This is a genomic window from Mycobacterium sp. RTGN5 (assembly GCF_033804465.1).
Lineage (GTDB): Bacteria > Actinomycetota > Actinomycetes > Mycobacteriales > Mycobacteriaceae > Mycobacterium.
Genome location: NZ_JAPZLA010000001.1, coordinates 789,442 through 803,495, shown reverse-complemented (window position 1 = coordinate 803,495; position 14,054 = coordinate 789,442). Strand labels below are relative to the sequence as shown.

Here is a 14,054-nt window from a genome sequence, read left to right as displayed (position 1 = left end):
GGAGGGTGATGAGCACACCAGCGCACGAGGCGGGACGGCGCTCACGCGAGGCTGCGATGGCTCGCGACAAAGAAACCTGGCTGTCGGTGTTCGCCGACGACGCGGTCGTGGAAGATCCGATCGGCCCATCGCATTTCGATCCCGAGGGCAAGGGCCACCGCGGCAAGGAGGCGATCGCGAAGTTCTTCGACATGGCGATCGCGCCGAGCAAGCTCACCTTCAACTTCGAGAAGACCTACCAGTGCGGCGACGAGGAAGCCAACGTCGGCCACATCGTGATCGAGTCCAGCGGCTACCGGGTGGTCGCCGAGGGCGTGTTCACCTACCGGGTCAACGCCGAGGGCAAGATCGTTGCGCTGCGCGCGTACTGGGAGCTCGACAAGGCGACCGCCAGCGCGCGACCGATCTAGAGCTCCTGGATTTCCTCGAAGCCGGCCAGGTACCGCTGCGCGAGATCCTGGTAGGCCTTGGGATTGATGTTCACCCAGACCTCGGCGCCGGTTCCGGCGATCGGTCCCTTGATCTTCGCCGGCGCCCCGGTGACGAGAACCTCGTCGGGGATGTGGGTACCGCCGACCACCAGCGAGTGCGCGGCGATCATGCTGCGGGCCCCAATCACCGCGCCGTCAAGCACCGTGCAGTGGTTGGCGATCAGTGCCTCAGCACCGATGTGGGCGCCGTGGATCGTGCACATGTGCGCGATCGTCGCCCCCGGGCCGACGTCGACCGGGATGCCAGGCGGGGCGTGCAGCACCGAACCGTCCTGCACATTCGCGCCTTCCCGGATCACGATCGGCGCGTAGTCCCCCCGCAGGATCGCGTTGAACCACACCGACGCACCGGCCTCGACGGTGACGTCACCGATGAGCACGGCGGTCGGCGCGACGAACGCGGTGGGATCCACCCGCGGTGACCGGCCCTCGAACGAATACATCGGCATCGTTCACATATACCGCAATTCAGGTGGGTAATCCCCAGGTAAAGCCGCTCTGATTGCGCGATGAGAGAGTAAAACTGTAACGTGTTCTAGTTAGAACCTATGAGTGGAGGCACGAGGGTGACTACCGGCATTCGCGAGATCGACACCGGGACCCTGCCAGACCGGTACGCCCGGGGCTGGCATTGCCTGGGTCCGGTCTCTGATTACCTGGACGGCAAGCCACACCCGATCGATGCATTCGGGACGAAACTGGTGGTTTTCGCCGACTCCAGCAGTGAGGTCCACGTCCTGGACGCCTACTGCCGTCACATGGGCGGCGACCTGTCCCAGGGCACCATCAAGGACGACACCCTCGCCTGCCCGTTCCACGATTGGCGCTGGGGTGGCGACGGCCGCTGCCGTCTGGTGCCCTACGCCAAGCGCACCCCCCGACTGGCCCGTACCCGGTCCTGGGAGACCGACGTGCGTAACGGGCTGCTGTTCGTCTGGCACGACCATGAGGGCAATCCGCCGCAGCCCGAGGTGCAGATTCCGGCGATCCCTGAGTACACCAGCGGTGAGTGGACCGAGTGGAAGTGGAACTCGATGCTGATCGAGGGCTCCAACTGCCGGGAGATCGTCGACAACGTCACCGACATGGCGCACTTCTTCTACATCCACTTCGGCCTGCCGACGTATTTCAAGAACGTCTTCGAAGGTCACATCGCCTCGCAGTATCTGCACAACGTCGGCCGGCCCGACGTCACGCTGGGCGGCTCGGCCTACACCGAATCCCATCTGGATTCGGAGGCCTCGTACTTCGGGCCTTCGTTCATGATCAACTGGCTGCACAACAACTACGGCGGCTTCAAGGCCGAGTCGATCCTGATCAACTGCCACTATCCGGTGAGCCAGGACTCGTTCATGCTGCAGTGGGGCGTGATCGTCGAAAAGCCTCAGGGCATGGACGACAAGATGAGCGAGAAGCTCTCCGACGCGATGACCGTCGGCGTCAGCAAGGGCTTCCTCCAGGACGTCGAGATCTGGAAGCACAAGACCCGCATCGACAATCCGCTGCTCGTCGAGGAAGACGGCGCGGTCTACCAGATGCGCCGGTGGTATCAGCAGTTCTACGTCGACGTCGCCGACATCTCCCCCGACATGACCGATCGGTTCGAGCTCGAGGTCGATACCGCGCCGGCCAACGAGAAGTGGCACGTGGAGGTTCAGGAGAACCTCAAGAAGCAGGCTGATTCTCAAGGACAACCAACCCAGGTTTGAATATGAGCCCCGAGGAACCGCCTGACGTCGATGATCTGGCGCGGTCCATGCTCGAGCTGCTCGGCGTGCACGAGCACGACGAGCCGCACGAGCACGACGACGGCTCGCCCGGATCTTGGTCCAAGGCACCCGATTTCGCCTCAGACCCGCAGCGGGCGGCCGCCATGCACGAGGCCACTCGCCAGGACCGGGAGCGTTACCTGTCAGCCGGCTTGGCCGACGTGGATTGCCGGTACTGCCATATCGCCGTGAAGGTCAAGAAGCTCGGCGTCGCACACACCGCGGTGCAGTGGAGCAGCGAGGCCCAGCAGCGCTGCGCCTACTTCACCGAGGTTCGCGAGTCGGGCGGGTCCAGTGCCCGCACCAGGTCCTGTCCGAAGCTCTCGGACAGCATCAAACATGCCGTGGCCGAGGGCTGCCTGGAGGAGTACTCCAGCGCCCCCGCCCCCGGCGACGGCTGAGCCTCTGTCCCTACTTGCGCCCAAACCGACATTTGACCGCGAAAGTGCGAGTGAATCCCGCCATTTCGTCGATCTCGGCGAGGCTCACAGCCCCTTGAAGCTCTCCTTGACCTGTTCCTCGGTCAGCCCGTAGTCGGCCAGCGAGTAGGTGTGCTTGGGTGCCCTCGGGCCCTGCTTGCTCTCCTCGTCGGTGCGCTGGATCGCCGCGCGCGCATCGTCGGTCATCTCAATGCCGAACTGCTCGTACACCTTCTCCACAACGCGGATCGGTTCGCGGATCAGCTCGAAGTAGTCCAAGTCGTAGAACTGCGCCGGATTCTGCTTGGCGCGTTCGTCAGTGAACAGCTTCAGCCCGCGCGTCCACGTCTCCAGCGAATCGGCTCCGATGACATCTCCGGAGAACGTGTTCGACCAGCCCTCGGTGGTGTGCTGGGACAGCGAGCACATCGACGCCATGATCGTCTCGGCCGGACGGTGGCACTGCACGATCAACGCATCCGGGTAGACGGCGAACACCGCGTCCAGCGCGAACAAGTGGCTGGGATTCTTGAGCACCCAACGCTTCTCGGGATCGTTGAGCCCGATCAGCTGAAGGTTCTTACGGTGCCGCGCGTACGACTTGGTCCAGTCCTGCCGGGCTAACCACTGCGAGTACGTCGGTACGTGGGCCAACGTCTCGTAGGACACCGAGTGCAGTGACTGCCGCAGCAGCTGCCAGCACTCCTCCACCTCGTCGGCCGTCATGTAGTGCAGGCCCGTGTAATCCGGGTTCTCCTCATGGGCCTTGCTGAACTGCGCATCAATCTGCTGGAAGACCGGGTTGTCCTTCCAGGACTCCCGCGGCGGCCGAGGCTGCGGGAACTCCGCCAGCCACAGCTCCAATCCCTGGTGTCGTGGGTCGGCGGTCAGCAGGCGGTGAATCGCGGTGGTACCGGTGCGCGGCAGCCCGGTGACGAAGATCGGCCGTTCGATCGGCACGTCGACATGCTGCGGATACTGCTTGAACGCAGCTTCGGAAACCAGCCTGGCCACCAACGCATTTCGCACGAAGAACCGCGACATCTTGCTGCCGAGTTCGGTGAGGTCCGCATCGTTGCGAAACGACGCCAGCAGCACATCCAGCGCTTCTTGGTAGTTGTCGTCGTCGACGCCGAAGTCGTCCATGCCGGTGGCCTTGACGGCCGACGCGCGCAGGCTCTCGACGCTGAGGAAATCACTCATTAGTTGTGATACTCCCCGCAGTTGACATCCAACGTCTGGCCGGTGATCCCGTTGGACAGATCGCTGGCCATGAACAGGATCGCCGAGGCGACCTCATCCTCGGTGGGCAGCCGCTTGAGATCGCTGTTTACCGCGGCGGCCTTGTAGATCTCGTCGACGGTCGTGCCGTACTTGCCAGCCTGATGCTCGAAGTACCCCTGCAGCGTGCCGCCCCAGATATAGCCGGGCAGAACGGAGTTCACTCGGATGCCCTGCTCCCCGAGTTCACTGGCCAGCGACTCCGACATGGCCAGCAATGCCGACTTGGCCATCTTGTAGGCGCCCTGCTTGGGGTCGGAGTGCCGCACGACCATCGAGTTCACGTTGACCACCGAGCCTTTGGCCTCGGTGAGTGCCGGCGTGAAGCCTTGGATCAGCCGCAGCGCGCCAAGTACCGTGAGCTCCAGCGTCTCGCGAATGTGGTCGAACGTGGTGTTACCGAAGGGCTTCATCGACGGCACCTTGAACGCGTTGTTGACCAACACGTCGACCTTGCCGTACGCCTCGAGTGTCTGCTTGACCAGATTGTCGACCTGGTCCTCGTCGGTGATGTCGGTGCCCACCGACAGCGCGCGGCGGCCAAGGTCGGTGACCTGCTTGGCCACATCGTCCAGGCGCCCCACCGTCCGCGCCGCCAGCACCAGGTCGGCGCCTTCCTCGGCACATCGGCGCGCCAGCGTGGTTCCCAGTGCCGGACCAACGCCACTGATCACGACGACCTTGTTCTCGAGCAAGCCGGCCATGTGTTTACCCCACCATCCTGTTGCCAATTAGTTGCTGACGCAGCGCGATTCGCTGACGCCAGTCGTCATCGGAAATCTTGTTCTGCTCGTAGTAGGGCAGCTTGCTCGCCACCGCGTCGAGATCGACGAGTTCCAGGGTGGGGCCGTCGGCTTCGGTCAGCTCCCGGGAGACCCGCTGCCAGCGGAACTGCAGGTAACCCTTGAGATGCCCGAGCGTCTCGGCCCAGTTGGTCACGCCGGGGTTCTGGTCGGCGACGACGATGCGGATCTTGCCGTCCGGATCAGCCTGTGCCTGAGTGCCGTTCAGCGAGGACTGATGGTTGATGTAGTCCAGCGAGATGTACCACAGGCTGCCGAGCTGGAACCCGAGGTAGGGCGCGTCGGTGACCGGCAGCGTCAGGATCAGGGCCTGATCGGGCGTGATGTCGTAATGCCCCACCGACGAGTACTGGGTGGCCAACCCACCGGGGGTCAGGCGCGGCGCGGTCAGCGTGTTGACCGGCAGGTCGTCATAGAACCACTTCGGGAACTGCAGCCAGGTCTTGACGCGCTGCACCAGCTGCTTACCCGCAGTCGCCCAACGCCTTTCGATCTGCTCCTTGGTCAACGCAGGCGGTGCGGTTCCCGCGGTGTCGGTGCGGGCAATCGCGAAGTTGCCACGCTGGGCGGACCAGTCGTTATAGACCTCGCGAATCACCAACTGCGCGTTGCTCTCCGGGGTGAACCGCCACTCGAAGGTGCCGTCGGCGGCGATGTCGAGCTTGCGGTCGTCGAAGGCCGTCTCGCTGTCGGGGACCACTGCGTCGGTGTACTCACCGCCGAGCAACTGGAAGCTCACGTCGGTGGTGGTCCCACGCTTGCCGGTGACGACGTACTCACGGCCGGCCGCCACCCTGGTGCCGAAGTACATCGTGTCCGGGTTGTCCAAGCCCATCTTGGTGAAGGGGCCGGTGCCCGAATGCAGGAACGGATGGTCGCGGTCGTAGTCGAAGGCGACGTGCGTGCAGGCGGCGACGCAGCCCGCCAGATACTGCAGCCCCTCGAGCAGATCGGCCTCGGTCTCGATGAACGAAGCTTCGGAGACCAGGCGTTCGGACTCGGCAATTGCGTCGACTAGTGGTTGTGTGTACATCGGTCGCCTCGCGTTTCAATATTGGACCGCAGTGGTACGTTCTCCGACTGAGACTAGAACGCGTTCTAGTCTCAGTCAACCAAGTCATCGGTCCATATCTGGAACGTAGAGGTAGGATTTTGCAATGCCGGGCGCTTCCACTCCAAGTCGATCATCTCCCCCCACGCAGCGCGTGGTGGCGATTCTGGACTTTCTGGCCAGGCACCCGCAGGACCGGTTCGGCCTCTCGGAGCTTTCCCGCCGGCTGCACCTGGCCAAGCCGACCTGCCTGGGCATCGTCACGACCCTGACCGAGTCGGGCTACCTGGTGCGCGACGCCGCCGACAAGACCTACCGGTTGGGCCCCAGCCTGATCGCCCTTGGGCACCTCGCGCAGGAGTCGCTGCGGGTCAACCCTGCCGCCCGCGCCGCACTGACCCAGCTGTCGAGGGCGTTCGACACCACCGCGGCGCTCGCCGCCGTCGTCGACGACCGGATCACCCTGCTGGAGCTGGTCGAACCACCCGGGTCCGACGTCGGGGTGCGCGTCGGGCAGAGCTACCCCTTCGCCCCACCGGTCGGCCTGATGTTCGTGCTGTGGGACGACGTTGCATTGCACAGCTGGCTGGACAGCGCCCCGACCATTCCGCTGCGCACCGAAACGCAACGCCTCGACCGCGTCATCGCCGAATGCCGCACGGCGGGATATCTGGTCGAGCGCCTCACCCCCGACGGCCGGCGGCTCTACGCGATGATGGCGGGCATGTCGAGCACCCTGCCCGACGAGCTGCGCGCCTTGCTTGGCGAGCTGATCTCCGACATCGGCGAGCGGGTGTACCTGAGCAGTGAAGCCGAGGGCGGCCGCCAACGCCACGACGTCAGCGTGATCTCCGCACCCGTCTACGACCACCACCACCGACAGGCGATGGTGGTGTCACTTCAGATCGGCCGGGCACTGACCGACTCCGAGATCGCCAAGCACGCACGCGGATTGGTCACCGCCGCCGACACGCTCACCGCGCAGCTCGGCGGCAGCAAGCCCCAGTGGTGAGGACAGACCCAGTTGTGACTACAGCTCGCCGATGACGACCAGCGCCTCGGCCGGCTCCACCTGCAGGCCGCACTGATTTTGGAAATCGACCAGCGGCGCCTTGATGGCCCGGATGTCGTTGGCCTGGTCCGGATGGTCGTTGAAGTAGGTGTTGAACGCGCCGATCGCGGAGAACCCCGACTGCCGGGTGGCGTCGATCAGGGCCTGGTTGGCGTCGGGGTGCACGGCGAAGTAGTCCGAGAGGTTCTTGGTGACCGAGCTGATCGTGGACGACAGCCCGGCCGCCGTGCAGTCGGGGGTGGCCGCGGGGGCCGGCGCCGGTTCGGCGCTGGCAGACGGAATCGACACGGCACAGGCCGCGCCTGCGGCCAGCACTGTCAGAACGGCACGACGGACGAGCATTGCGGATCTCCCTTCAGGTGTGCAGCACGATCGCTACACAGCCACTGAAAGGAACGTCGCGCGCTACTGAGGCGGTGTTACCCCGGGTCAGCTGGTGGCGGCGAGCACCAGGGGCAAAACTGCAGGTGCGCCGGCCTCCTTCACCACGCGCGCGGCCATCGTCAGTGTCCACCCGGTATCGGTCAGATCGTCGACGAGCAGCACCGGTCCATCCGCGGCAGCAATGGCCGCCGGATCCGGGGCCGACCACGATCCGTCAAGGGCGGCGACCCGGTAGGCGGAGTTGGCCGCGGCGACCGGCCGGTGTCCCGCGGCGTACTGCAACACACCGAGGTCGGTCAGTCTGCCGAGCCGGGCCAGTTCCCGGGCCAGGGACCCGATCAGGAGCGGATGCCTATCCGAATCCAGCGCCAGCACAGCAGTCGGGCGGGTCGACCAGTCCCAGGCCGCCAATACCTTGACGGCCGCCTGCACCACATCCGGCGGTACCTCGCCGTCGGGCTCGTCGATCAAGCGACGCAGGCGCGGACCCCAGCCCAGGTCGGTCAGTCGCCCGATCGCCCGGCCCGGCGCGGGACCGTCAGCGATGCGGCCACTGAGCGTGACGCCCAGCTTGGCCAGCCCCGACGGCCACTGCTTGCGCGGGGTGATCTCCACGCCGGGTCGCATCAGCCGTTCCTGGGTGAGAGCCGCCGCTCCCTCGTCGACCGAGGCACTGAAATGCGCGCCGGCACAGTTGTCGCAGCGGCCGCAACGTTCGCCGTCCTTAAGGTCGGGATCGTCGAGTTGCCTGCGCAGGAACGTCATTCGGCATTCGTCGGTGCTCTGGTAGTCGAGCATCGCCTGCTGCTCACGACGTCGGGCCTCGTCGAGCGCGCGGTAGCGGGCCTCGTCGTACTCCCATGGCTGGCCCGTCGCGAGCCAGCCACCTTTGACCCGCCGCACCGCACCGTCGACGTCGAGCACCTTCAGCACCATCTCCAGCCGGGTGCGACCCAGGTCCACCAGCGGCTCCAAGGCGGGTGTCGACTGCGGACGGTCGGGCTCCAGCTCACGAATGACGTTGCGCACCATGTCTTCCGAAGGAAACGCCACCGATGCGAAATATCGCCAGACGTCCTGATCTTCACGCCCGGGCAAGAGCACGACCTCGGCGCTGTCCGTCGAGCGGCCGGCACGACCGACCTGCTGGTAGTACGCGATCGGTGACGAGGGCGCGCCGAGGTGCACGACGAATCCCAGATCCGGCTTGTCGAATCCCATCCCCAGCGCCGAGGTTGCGATCAGTGCCTTCACGCGGTTGTTCAGCAGATCCGCCTCGAGTTGTTCTCGCTCAGCGGTTTCCGTGGATCCGGTGTACGCGGCCACCTCATGGCCGCGCTCGCGTAGCAGCGCTGCCACATCGTGCGCCTGGGCGACGGTCAGCGTGTAGACGATTCCGGAACCCGGCAGCGAATCCAGGTGCTCGGCCAGCCACGCGGTGCGCTGCGCCCCGCCGCCGGCCTGAACCACCGACAACCGCAACGACTCTCGATCGAGCCCACCGCGCAGCACCAACGTGTCCTGGCCACCACCCGGCCCATTGTCGGCACCGCCGACGCCCAGCTGAGCCGCGACATCGTTGACGACACGATCATTGGCAGTGGCGGTGGTCGCCAACACCGGTACGTCCGAACCGAGTTCAGCGAGCAACGTTCGGATCCGCCGATAGTCGGGCCGAAAGTCGTGGCCCCAGTCCGATACGCAGTGCGCCTCGTCGACCACCACCAGTCCGGCATCGGCGGCAAGCGCCGGCAAGACGGTGTCGCGAAACTCCGGGTTGTTCAGCCGTTCCGGGCTGACCAGCAGGACATCGAGATCACCGCTTCTGACCTGCCGGTGAATGTCCTCCCACTCGGTGACATTGCCGGAGTTGATGGTGGCCGCACGAACGCCTGCGCGTTGCGCGGCGGCGACCTGGTTGCGCATCAACGCCAGCAGGGGCGACACGATGACCGTCGCCCCGTGGCCCCGCTCACGCAGCAGCTTGGCGGAAATGAAATACACCGCCGACTTGCCCCAGCCCGTGCGTTGCACGACCAGCGCCCGTCGGCGCGCGACCACAAGCGCCTCAATGGCAGTCCACTGGTCGTCCCGCAGCCTGGCCGTCGGCCCGGCCAGCTTTTCGAGGATCGCCTGTGCGTCGTCGCGTGTCAGGTCGCGTGTCAGGAAGTCGCCTACTTGGCCGGAGCCGCGTCTTGTTCGCGCTTGATCTCCAGCGCGATGTCGATCAGCTGGTCCTCCTGGCCACCGATCAGCTTGCGCTGCCCGGCCCGGTGCAGCAGCTGATGCGCCGGCACGCCGTAGCGCTCGGACTGGCGGATGGCGTGCTTGAGGAAGCTCGAGTACACCCCCGAATAGCCCATGATCAGCGCATTACGGTCCAGCAGGCATTCGGCCGGCATGGCCGGTGCGACGACCTCTTCGGCGGCATCGGCGATCTCGAAGAAATCGATACCGGTTTTGACGCCGATCTTGTCGAAAACGCCGATCAGCGCCTCGACGGGGGCATTGCCCGCCCCGGCGCCGAACCGGCGGCACGACCCGTCGATCTGCTTGGCGCCGGCGCGGACGGCCTCGATCGAGTTGGCCACACCGAGCCCCAGGTTCTCGTGGCCGTGAAAGCCGACCTGCGCGTCGTCACCGAGCTCGGCGACCAGCGCCGCCACCCGGTCGGCCACGCCCTCGAGCACCAGCGCGCCCGCCGAGTCGACGACGTAGACACACTGGCATCCCGCGTCGGCCATGATCCGGGCCTGGGCGGCCAGCTTCTCCGGCGGGATCGTGTGGCTCATCATCAAGAACCCCACGGTCTCCAGGCCCAGCTCCCGGGCCAGGCCGAAGTGCTGGATCGAGACGTCGGCCTCGGTGCAGTGAGTGGCGATCCGGCAGATCGAGCCGCCGTTGTTCTGGGCCTCTTTGATGTCTTCCTTGGTGCCCACGCCCGGCAGCATCAGGAAGGCGATCTTGGCTTCCTTGGCCGTCTCGGCGGCCAGCTTGATGAGCTCCTGCTCCGGGGTCTTGGAGAACCCGTAGTTGAAGCTCGAGCCGCCCAGCCCGTCGCCGTGGGTCACCTCGATGACCGGCACGCCCGCGGTGTCGAGGGCGGCGACGATGGCGCCGACCTCGTCCTTGGTGAACTGATGGCGCTTGTGATGGCTGCCGTCGCGCAGGGACGTGTCCGTCATCCGGACATCCCACATCGGGTTGAAGTAGATCTCTTCGGTGCTCATGCTTGGCCTCCTCCGGCCGTCGCAGACGCCCGCTCCTTCGCGATTTCTTCGCCGACTTTGGTAGCCGCAGCGGTCATGATGTCCAGGTTTCCAGCGTACGGCGGTAGGTAGTCACCGGCACCCTCCACTTCCACGAACGTTGTGACGAGGTGGTGGCCACCGTTGTAGATCGACGGCTCGTCGAACTGCGGCTCGTTGAGCAACCGATAACCCGGCACGTAGGTCTGCACCTCGGCGACGACGTCCTTGATCGACTGCGTGATCGCGGCGTGGTCGGCGTCCTCGGGAATGGCGCAGAAGATGGTGTCGCGCATGATCATTGGCGGATCGGCCGGGTTCAGGATGATGATCGCCTTACCCCGCTTGGCGCCGCCGATCACCTCGACCCCTGCGCTGGTGGTCTTGGTGAACTCGTCGATGTTGGCCCGGGTTCCCGGACCGGCCGACGCCGACGACACCGACGCCACGATCTCCGCGTAGGGCACATCCACGACCCGCGAGACGGCGTACACCATCGGGATCGTGGCCTGGCCACCGCAGGTGACCATGTTGACGTTCGGGGCATCGAGGTGCTGGCGCAGGTTGGCCGGCGGAATGACGCCCGGGCCGACGGCGGCGGGGGTCAGGTCGATCGCCCGGATGCCGGCCTCGGCATAACGCGGCGCGGCGGCCTTGTGCACGTAGGCACTGGTCGCCTCGAACACCAGATCCGGCTTCTCCGACTGCGCCAACAGCCAGTCGACGCCCTCGTGACTGGTCTCCAGCCCCAGCTTGCGGGCGCGCGCCAGACCTTCGCTGTCCGGATCGATGCCGATCATCCAGCGCGGCTCGAGCCACTCCGAACGCAACAGCTTGTACAGCAGGTCGGTGCTGATGTTGCCCGACCCGACGATGGCAACTGAGCTTTTCTGCGCCACGTGGATGCTCCTCTTACTCGAATGACAACCGGACTGAACCCAGCCCGGCGAAGTCGGCGATGAACTGGTCGCCAGGGCGGCAATCGATGGCCCTGGTGCACGACCCCGGCAGCACGATGTCGCCAGCCTTCAGCCGCACTCCGAAGCTCTCGACCTTGCGCGCCAGCCATGCGACCGCGGTGACCGGATTGCCCAGCACGGCGTCGCTGCGGCCTTCGGCCACCACTTCCCCGTTGCGGGTGAGCACCGCGTCAATGGCCCTGATATCAACGTCTTTGGGCGATACCCGCTCCTTGCCGAGGACGTAGCCCGCCGACGAGGCGTTGTCGGCGATCGTGTCGCACAGCGCGATCTTCCAGTCCGTGATGCGGGTGTCGATGAGCTCGATCGCCGGGGCGAATGCGGCGGTCGCGGCCAGCACGTCGTCCTCGGTGCACCCCGCGCCCGGCAGGTCGTCGGCGAGGATGAATCCGACCTCGACCTCGACGCGCGGGAACAGGAAGCGCCCCGCGGGCACCGGCCGGTCCTCGAAGACCTCCATGTCGGCCAGCAGGTGGCCGTAGTCCGGCTCGTCGACGCCCATCATCTTCTGCATGGCCTCCGACGACAGACCGACCTTGTGGCCGACCACCCGGGCACCTTCGGCGAGCCGCTGCCGGATGTTGATCAGCTGGATCTCGTAGGCGTCGACGACGTCGATATCGGGGTGATTGGACGTCAATGGAGTCATGGGGACGCGGCTGCGCTCCGCCTCGGCAAGTTCGGCGGCAAGCTCGTCGCGCGTCGAAACGCTCAGCATTCCCGGGAGTCCCATCGTCGGTGTGACCGGGGCGAACGGCGCCCGGTGCGGGCAATTCTAGTGCTGTCCGAGGGCCCTTGGGGTAAGCGTTCCGCTGATCGGAAAGGAGGGGCCAGTAGCGCCCGGACGGGGCAATTCTATAACGTGTTCTAGTATGACAGCTCAGGAGTTCGACGTCGTCGTCGTCGGGAGCGGTGCTGCCGGGATGGTCGCCGCACTCACCGCCGCTCACCAGGGACTATCGACGGTTCTCGTCGAGAAGGCCCCGCACTACGGCGGCTCGACCGCGCGATCCGGCGGTGGCGTATGGATCCCCAACAACGAGATCCTCAAGCGTGACGGGGTCACCGACACCAGAGAAGCCGCCCGCACCTATCTGCACGAGATCATCGGCGACGTGGTGGAGCCCGAGCGCATCGACACCTACCTCGACCGCGGTCCGGAGATGCTGTCGTTCGTGCTCAAGCATTCGCCGCTGAAGATGTGCTGGGTGCCCAACTACTCCGATTACTACCCGGAGAGCCCCGGCGGCCGCCCGGGCGGCCGGTCGATCGAGCCCAAGCCGTTCAATGCCAAGAAGCTGGGCCCCGATGAGAAGTTCTTGGAACCGGCGTACGGCAAGGTGCCGCTCAATGTGGTTGTGATGCAGCAGGACTACGTTCGCCTCAACCAGCTCAAGCGTCATCCCCGCGGTGTGCTGCGCAGCCTGAAGGTCGGCGCACGCACGATGTGGGCCGGCGCCCGCGGCAAGAACCTCGTCGGCATGGGCCGCGCGTTGATCGCACCGCTGCGGATCGGCCTGCAAAAGGCTGGGGTTCCCGTGCTGCTGAACACCGCGCTGACCGATCTGTACGTCGAGGACGGTGTCGTGCGCGGCATCTATGTTCGGGACACCACAGGCCCGGAAGCCGCTGACCCGCAACTGATCCGCGCGCGACGCGCGGTCATCCTTGGCAGCGGTGGCTTCGAGCGCAACGAGCAGATGCGCGTGAAGTATCAGCGTGCACCGATCACCGCGGACTGGACGGTCGGTGCTGAGGCCAACACCGGTGACGGCATCGTCGCGGCCGAGAAGCTCGGCGCGGCACTGGAATTGATGGAGGACGCCTGGTGGGGTCCGACGGTTCCGCTGGTCGGCGCACCATGGTTCGCACTGTCGGAGCGCAACTCGCCCGGGTCGATCATCGTCAACCTGGCAGGCAAGCGCTTCATGAACGAGTCGATGCCCTACGTCGAGGCCTGCCATCACATGTATGGCGGCGAGTACGGCCAGGGCCCCGGCCCGGGTGAGAACGTGCCGGCTTGGCTGGTCTTCGACCAGCAGTACCGTGACCGGTACATCTTCGCGGGATTGCAGCCCGGACAACGGATTCCGAAGAAGTGGATGGAATCCGGCGTGATCGTCAAGGCCGACACCCTCGAGGAGCTGGCCAAGCTGACCGGGCTTCCGGCCGATGCCTTCCAGGCGACCGTCGCGCGGTTCAACGGCTTCGCGCGCTCGGGCACCGACCAGGACTTCCACCGTGGTGAAAGCGCCTACGACCGCTACTACGGCGATCCGACCAACAAGCCCAACCCCAACCTCGGCGAGATCAACAACGGTCCGTTCTATGCGGCCAAGATGGTGCCGGGCGACCTGGGCACCAAGGGCGGCATCCGCACCGACGTGCACGGACGGGCGCTACGCGACGACGGTTCGATCATCGAGGGCCTGTATGCGGCCGGTAACGTCAGCTCGCCGGTGATGGGTCACACCTATCCCGGCCCCGGCGGCACCATCGGCCCCGCGATGGCGTTCGGGTACTTGGCGGCGTTGCACATTGCAGGGAAGGGCTGAC

Annotated in this window: 14 protein-coding genes; 5 read left to right on the top strand and 9 right to left on the bottom strand. The window is 65.8% G+C overall.

The features are described 5' to 3' along the window. Positions 1 to 8 precede the first annotated feature (8 nt). The gene (locus SLQ31_RS03875; protein ID WP_413641508.1) at positions 9 to 410 is read left to right on the top strand and encodes a nuclear transport factor 2 family protein; all 402 of its coding nucleotides are present in this window, start codon (positions 9 to 11) and stop codon (positions 408 to 410) included. Here the strand turns inward: SLQ31_RS03875 and SLQ31_RS03870 are convergent. Continuing rightward, positions 407 to 940: a gamma carbonic anhydrase family protein gene (locus SLQ31_RS03870; RefSeq protein ID WP_319429804.1), complete on the bottom strand. Its 534-nt coding sequence runs from the start codon at positions 938 to 940 to the stop codon at positions 407 to 409. The two genes, SLQ31_RS03875 and SLQ31_RS03870, sit on opposite strands and share 4 nt — an antisense overlap. A 99-nt stretch (positions 941 to 1,039) precedes the next feature. Here SLQ31_RS03870 and SLQ31_RS03865 point away from each other — a divergent pair, with 99 nt between their 5' ends. Both SLQ31_RS03865 and SLQ31_RS03860 read left to right on the top strand, forming a co-directional pair. Beyond that, positions 1,040 to 2,200 carry a Rieske 2Fe-2S domain-containing protein gene (locus SLQ31_RS03865; protein ID WP_413641507.1) on the top strand — a complete coding sequence of 387 codons (1,161 nt, stop codon included), beginning with the start codon at positions 1,040 to 1,042 and terminating at the stop codon, positions 2,198 to 2,200. A gap of 2 nt (positions 2,201 to 2,202) precedes the next feature. Beyond that, positions 2,203 to 2,661 (top strand): hypothetical protein, encoded by a 459-nt coding sequence (locus SLQ31_RS03860; RefSeq protein WP_319429801.1) that lies wholly within the window; start codon positions 2,203 to 2,205, stop codon positions 2,659 to 2,661. Between the two features lie 84 nt (positions 2,662 to 2,745). Here SLQ31_RS03860 and SLQ31_RS03855 read toward each other — a convergent pair whose 3' ends face one another. The 3 genes from SLQ31_RS03855 to SLQ31_RS03845 are packed head-to-tail and all read right to left on the bottom strand — an operon-like array spanning position 2,746 to position 5,796. Then, on the bottom strand, positions 2,746 to 3,882 hold the full coding sequence (locus SLQ31_RS03855; RefSeq protein ID WP_319429800.1) for a sulfotransferase: 1,137 nt from the start codon (positions 3,880 to 3,882) through the stop codon (positions 2,746 to 2,748). Beyond that, entirely contained in the window at positions 3,882 to 4,664 is a 783-nt protein-coding gene (locus SLQ31_RS03850; protein WP_319429799.1) for an SDR family oxidoreductase, read from the bottom strand. The genes SLQ31_RS03855 and SLQ31_RS03850 overlap by 1 nt, the downstream gene beginning before the upstream one ends. A gap of 4 nt (positions 4,665 to 4,668) precedes the next feature. Further along, the gene (locus tag SLQ31_RS03845) at positions 4,669 to 5,796 is read right to left on the bottom strand and encodes a hypothetical protein (protein ID WP_319429797.1); all 1,128 of its coding nucleotides are present in this window, start codon (positions 5,794 to 5,796) and stop codon (positions 4,669 to 4,671) included. 124 nt (positions 5,797 to 5,920) lie between these two features. On the opposite strand from SLQ31_RS03845, the gene SLQ31_RS03840 reads away from it, so the two are divergent. Then, the gene (locus SLQ31_RS03840) at positions 5,921 to 6,826 is read left to right on the top strand and encodes an IclR family transcriptional regulator (RefSeq protein ID WP_319429796.1); all 906 of its coding nucleotides are present in this window, start codon (positions 5,921 to 5,923) and stop codon (positions 6,824 to 6,826) included. Positions 6,827 to 6,844: 18 nt separating this feature from the next. Here SLQ31_RS03840 and SLQ31_RS03835 read toward each other — a convergent pair whose 3' ends face one another. The 5 genes from SLQ31_RS03835 to SLQ31_RS03815 form a co-directional block, all read right to left on the bottom strand. Next, positions 6,845 to 7,228 carry a hemophore-related protein gene (locus SLQ31_RS03835; RefSeq protein ID WP_319429795.1) on the bottom strand — a complete coding sequence of 128 codons (384 nt, stop codon included), beginning with the start codon at positions 7,226 to 7,228 and terminating at the stop codon, positions 6,845 to 6,847. A gap of 87 nt (positions 7,229 to 7,315) precedes the next feature. Next, positions 7,316 to 9,424 (bottom strand): RecQ family ATP-dependent DNA helicase, encoded by a 2,109-nt coding sequence (locus tag SLQ31_RS03830; RefSeq protein ID WP_319432828.1) that lies wholly within the window; start codon positions 9,422 to 9,424, stop codon positions 7,316 to 7,318. A gap of 20 nt (positions 9,425 to 9,444) precedes the next feature. Continuing rightward, on the bottom strand, positions 9,445 to 10,500 hold the full coding sequence (dmpG, locus tag SLQ31_RS03825) for a 4-hydroxy-2-oxovalerate aldolase (protein WP_319429793.1): 1,056 nt from the start codon (positions 10,498 to 10,500) through the stop codon (positions 9,445 to 9,447). After that, positions 10,497 to 11,417: an acetaldehyde dehydrogenase (acetylating) gene (locus tag SLQ31_RS03820; RefSeq protein WP_319429791.1), complete on the bottom strand. Its 921-nt coding sequence runs from the start codon at positions 11,415 to 11,417 to the stop codon at positions 10,497 to 10,499. The genes dmpG and SLQ31_RS03820 overlap by 4 nt, the downstream gene beginning before the upstream one ends. Before the next feature lie 13 nt (positions 11,418 to 11,430). Then, positions 11,431 to 12,216 carry a 2-keto-4-pentenoate hydratase gene (locus SLQ31_RS03815; RefSeq protein WP_319429789.1) on the bottom strand — a complete coding sequence of 262 codons (786 nt, stop codon included), beginning with the start codon at positions 12,214 to 12,216 and terminating at the stop codon, positions 11,431 to 11,433. Positions 12,217 to 12,370: 154 nt separating this feature from the next. Between SLQ31_RS03815 and kstD the strand changes: the two genes are divergently transcribed. Continuing rightward, on the top strand, positions 12,371 to 14,053 hold the full coding sequence (gene kstD, locus SLQ31_RS03810; protein WP_319429787.1) for a 3-oxosteroid 1-dehydrogenase: 1,683 nt from the start codon (positions 12,371 to 12,373) through the stop codon (positions 14,051 to 14,053). Position 14,054 lies beyond the last annotated feature (1 nt).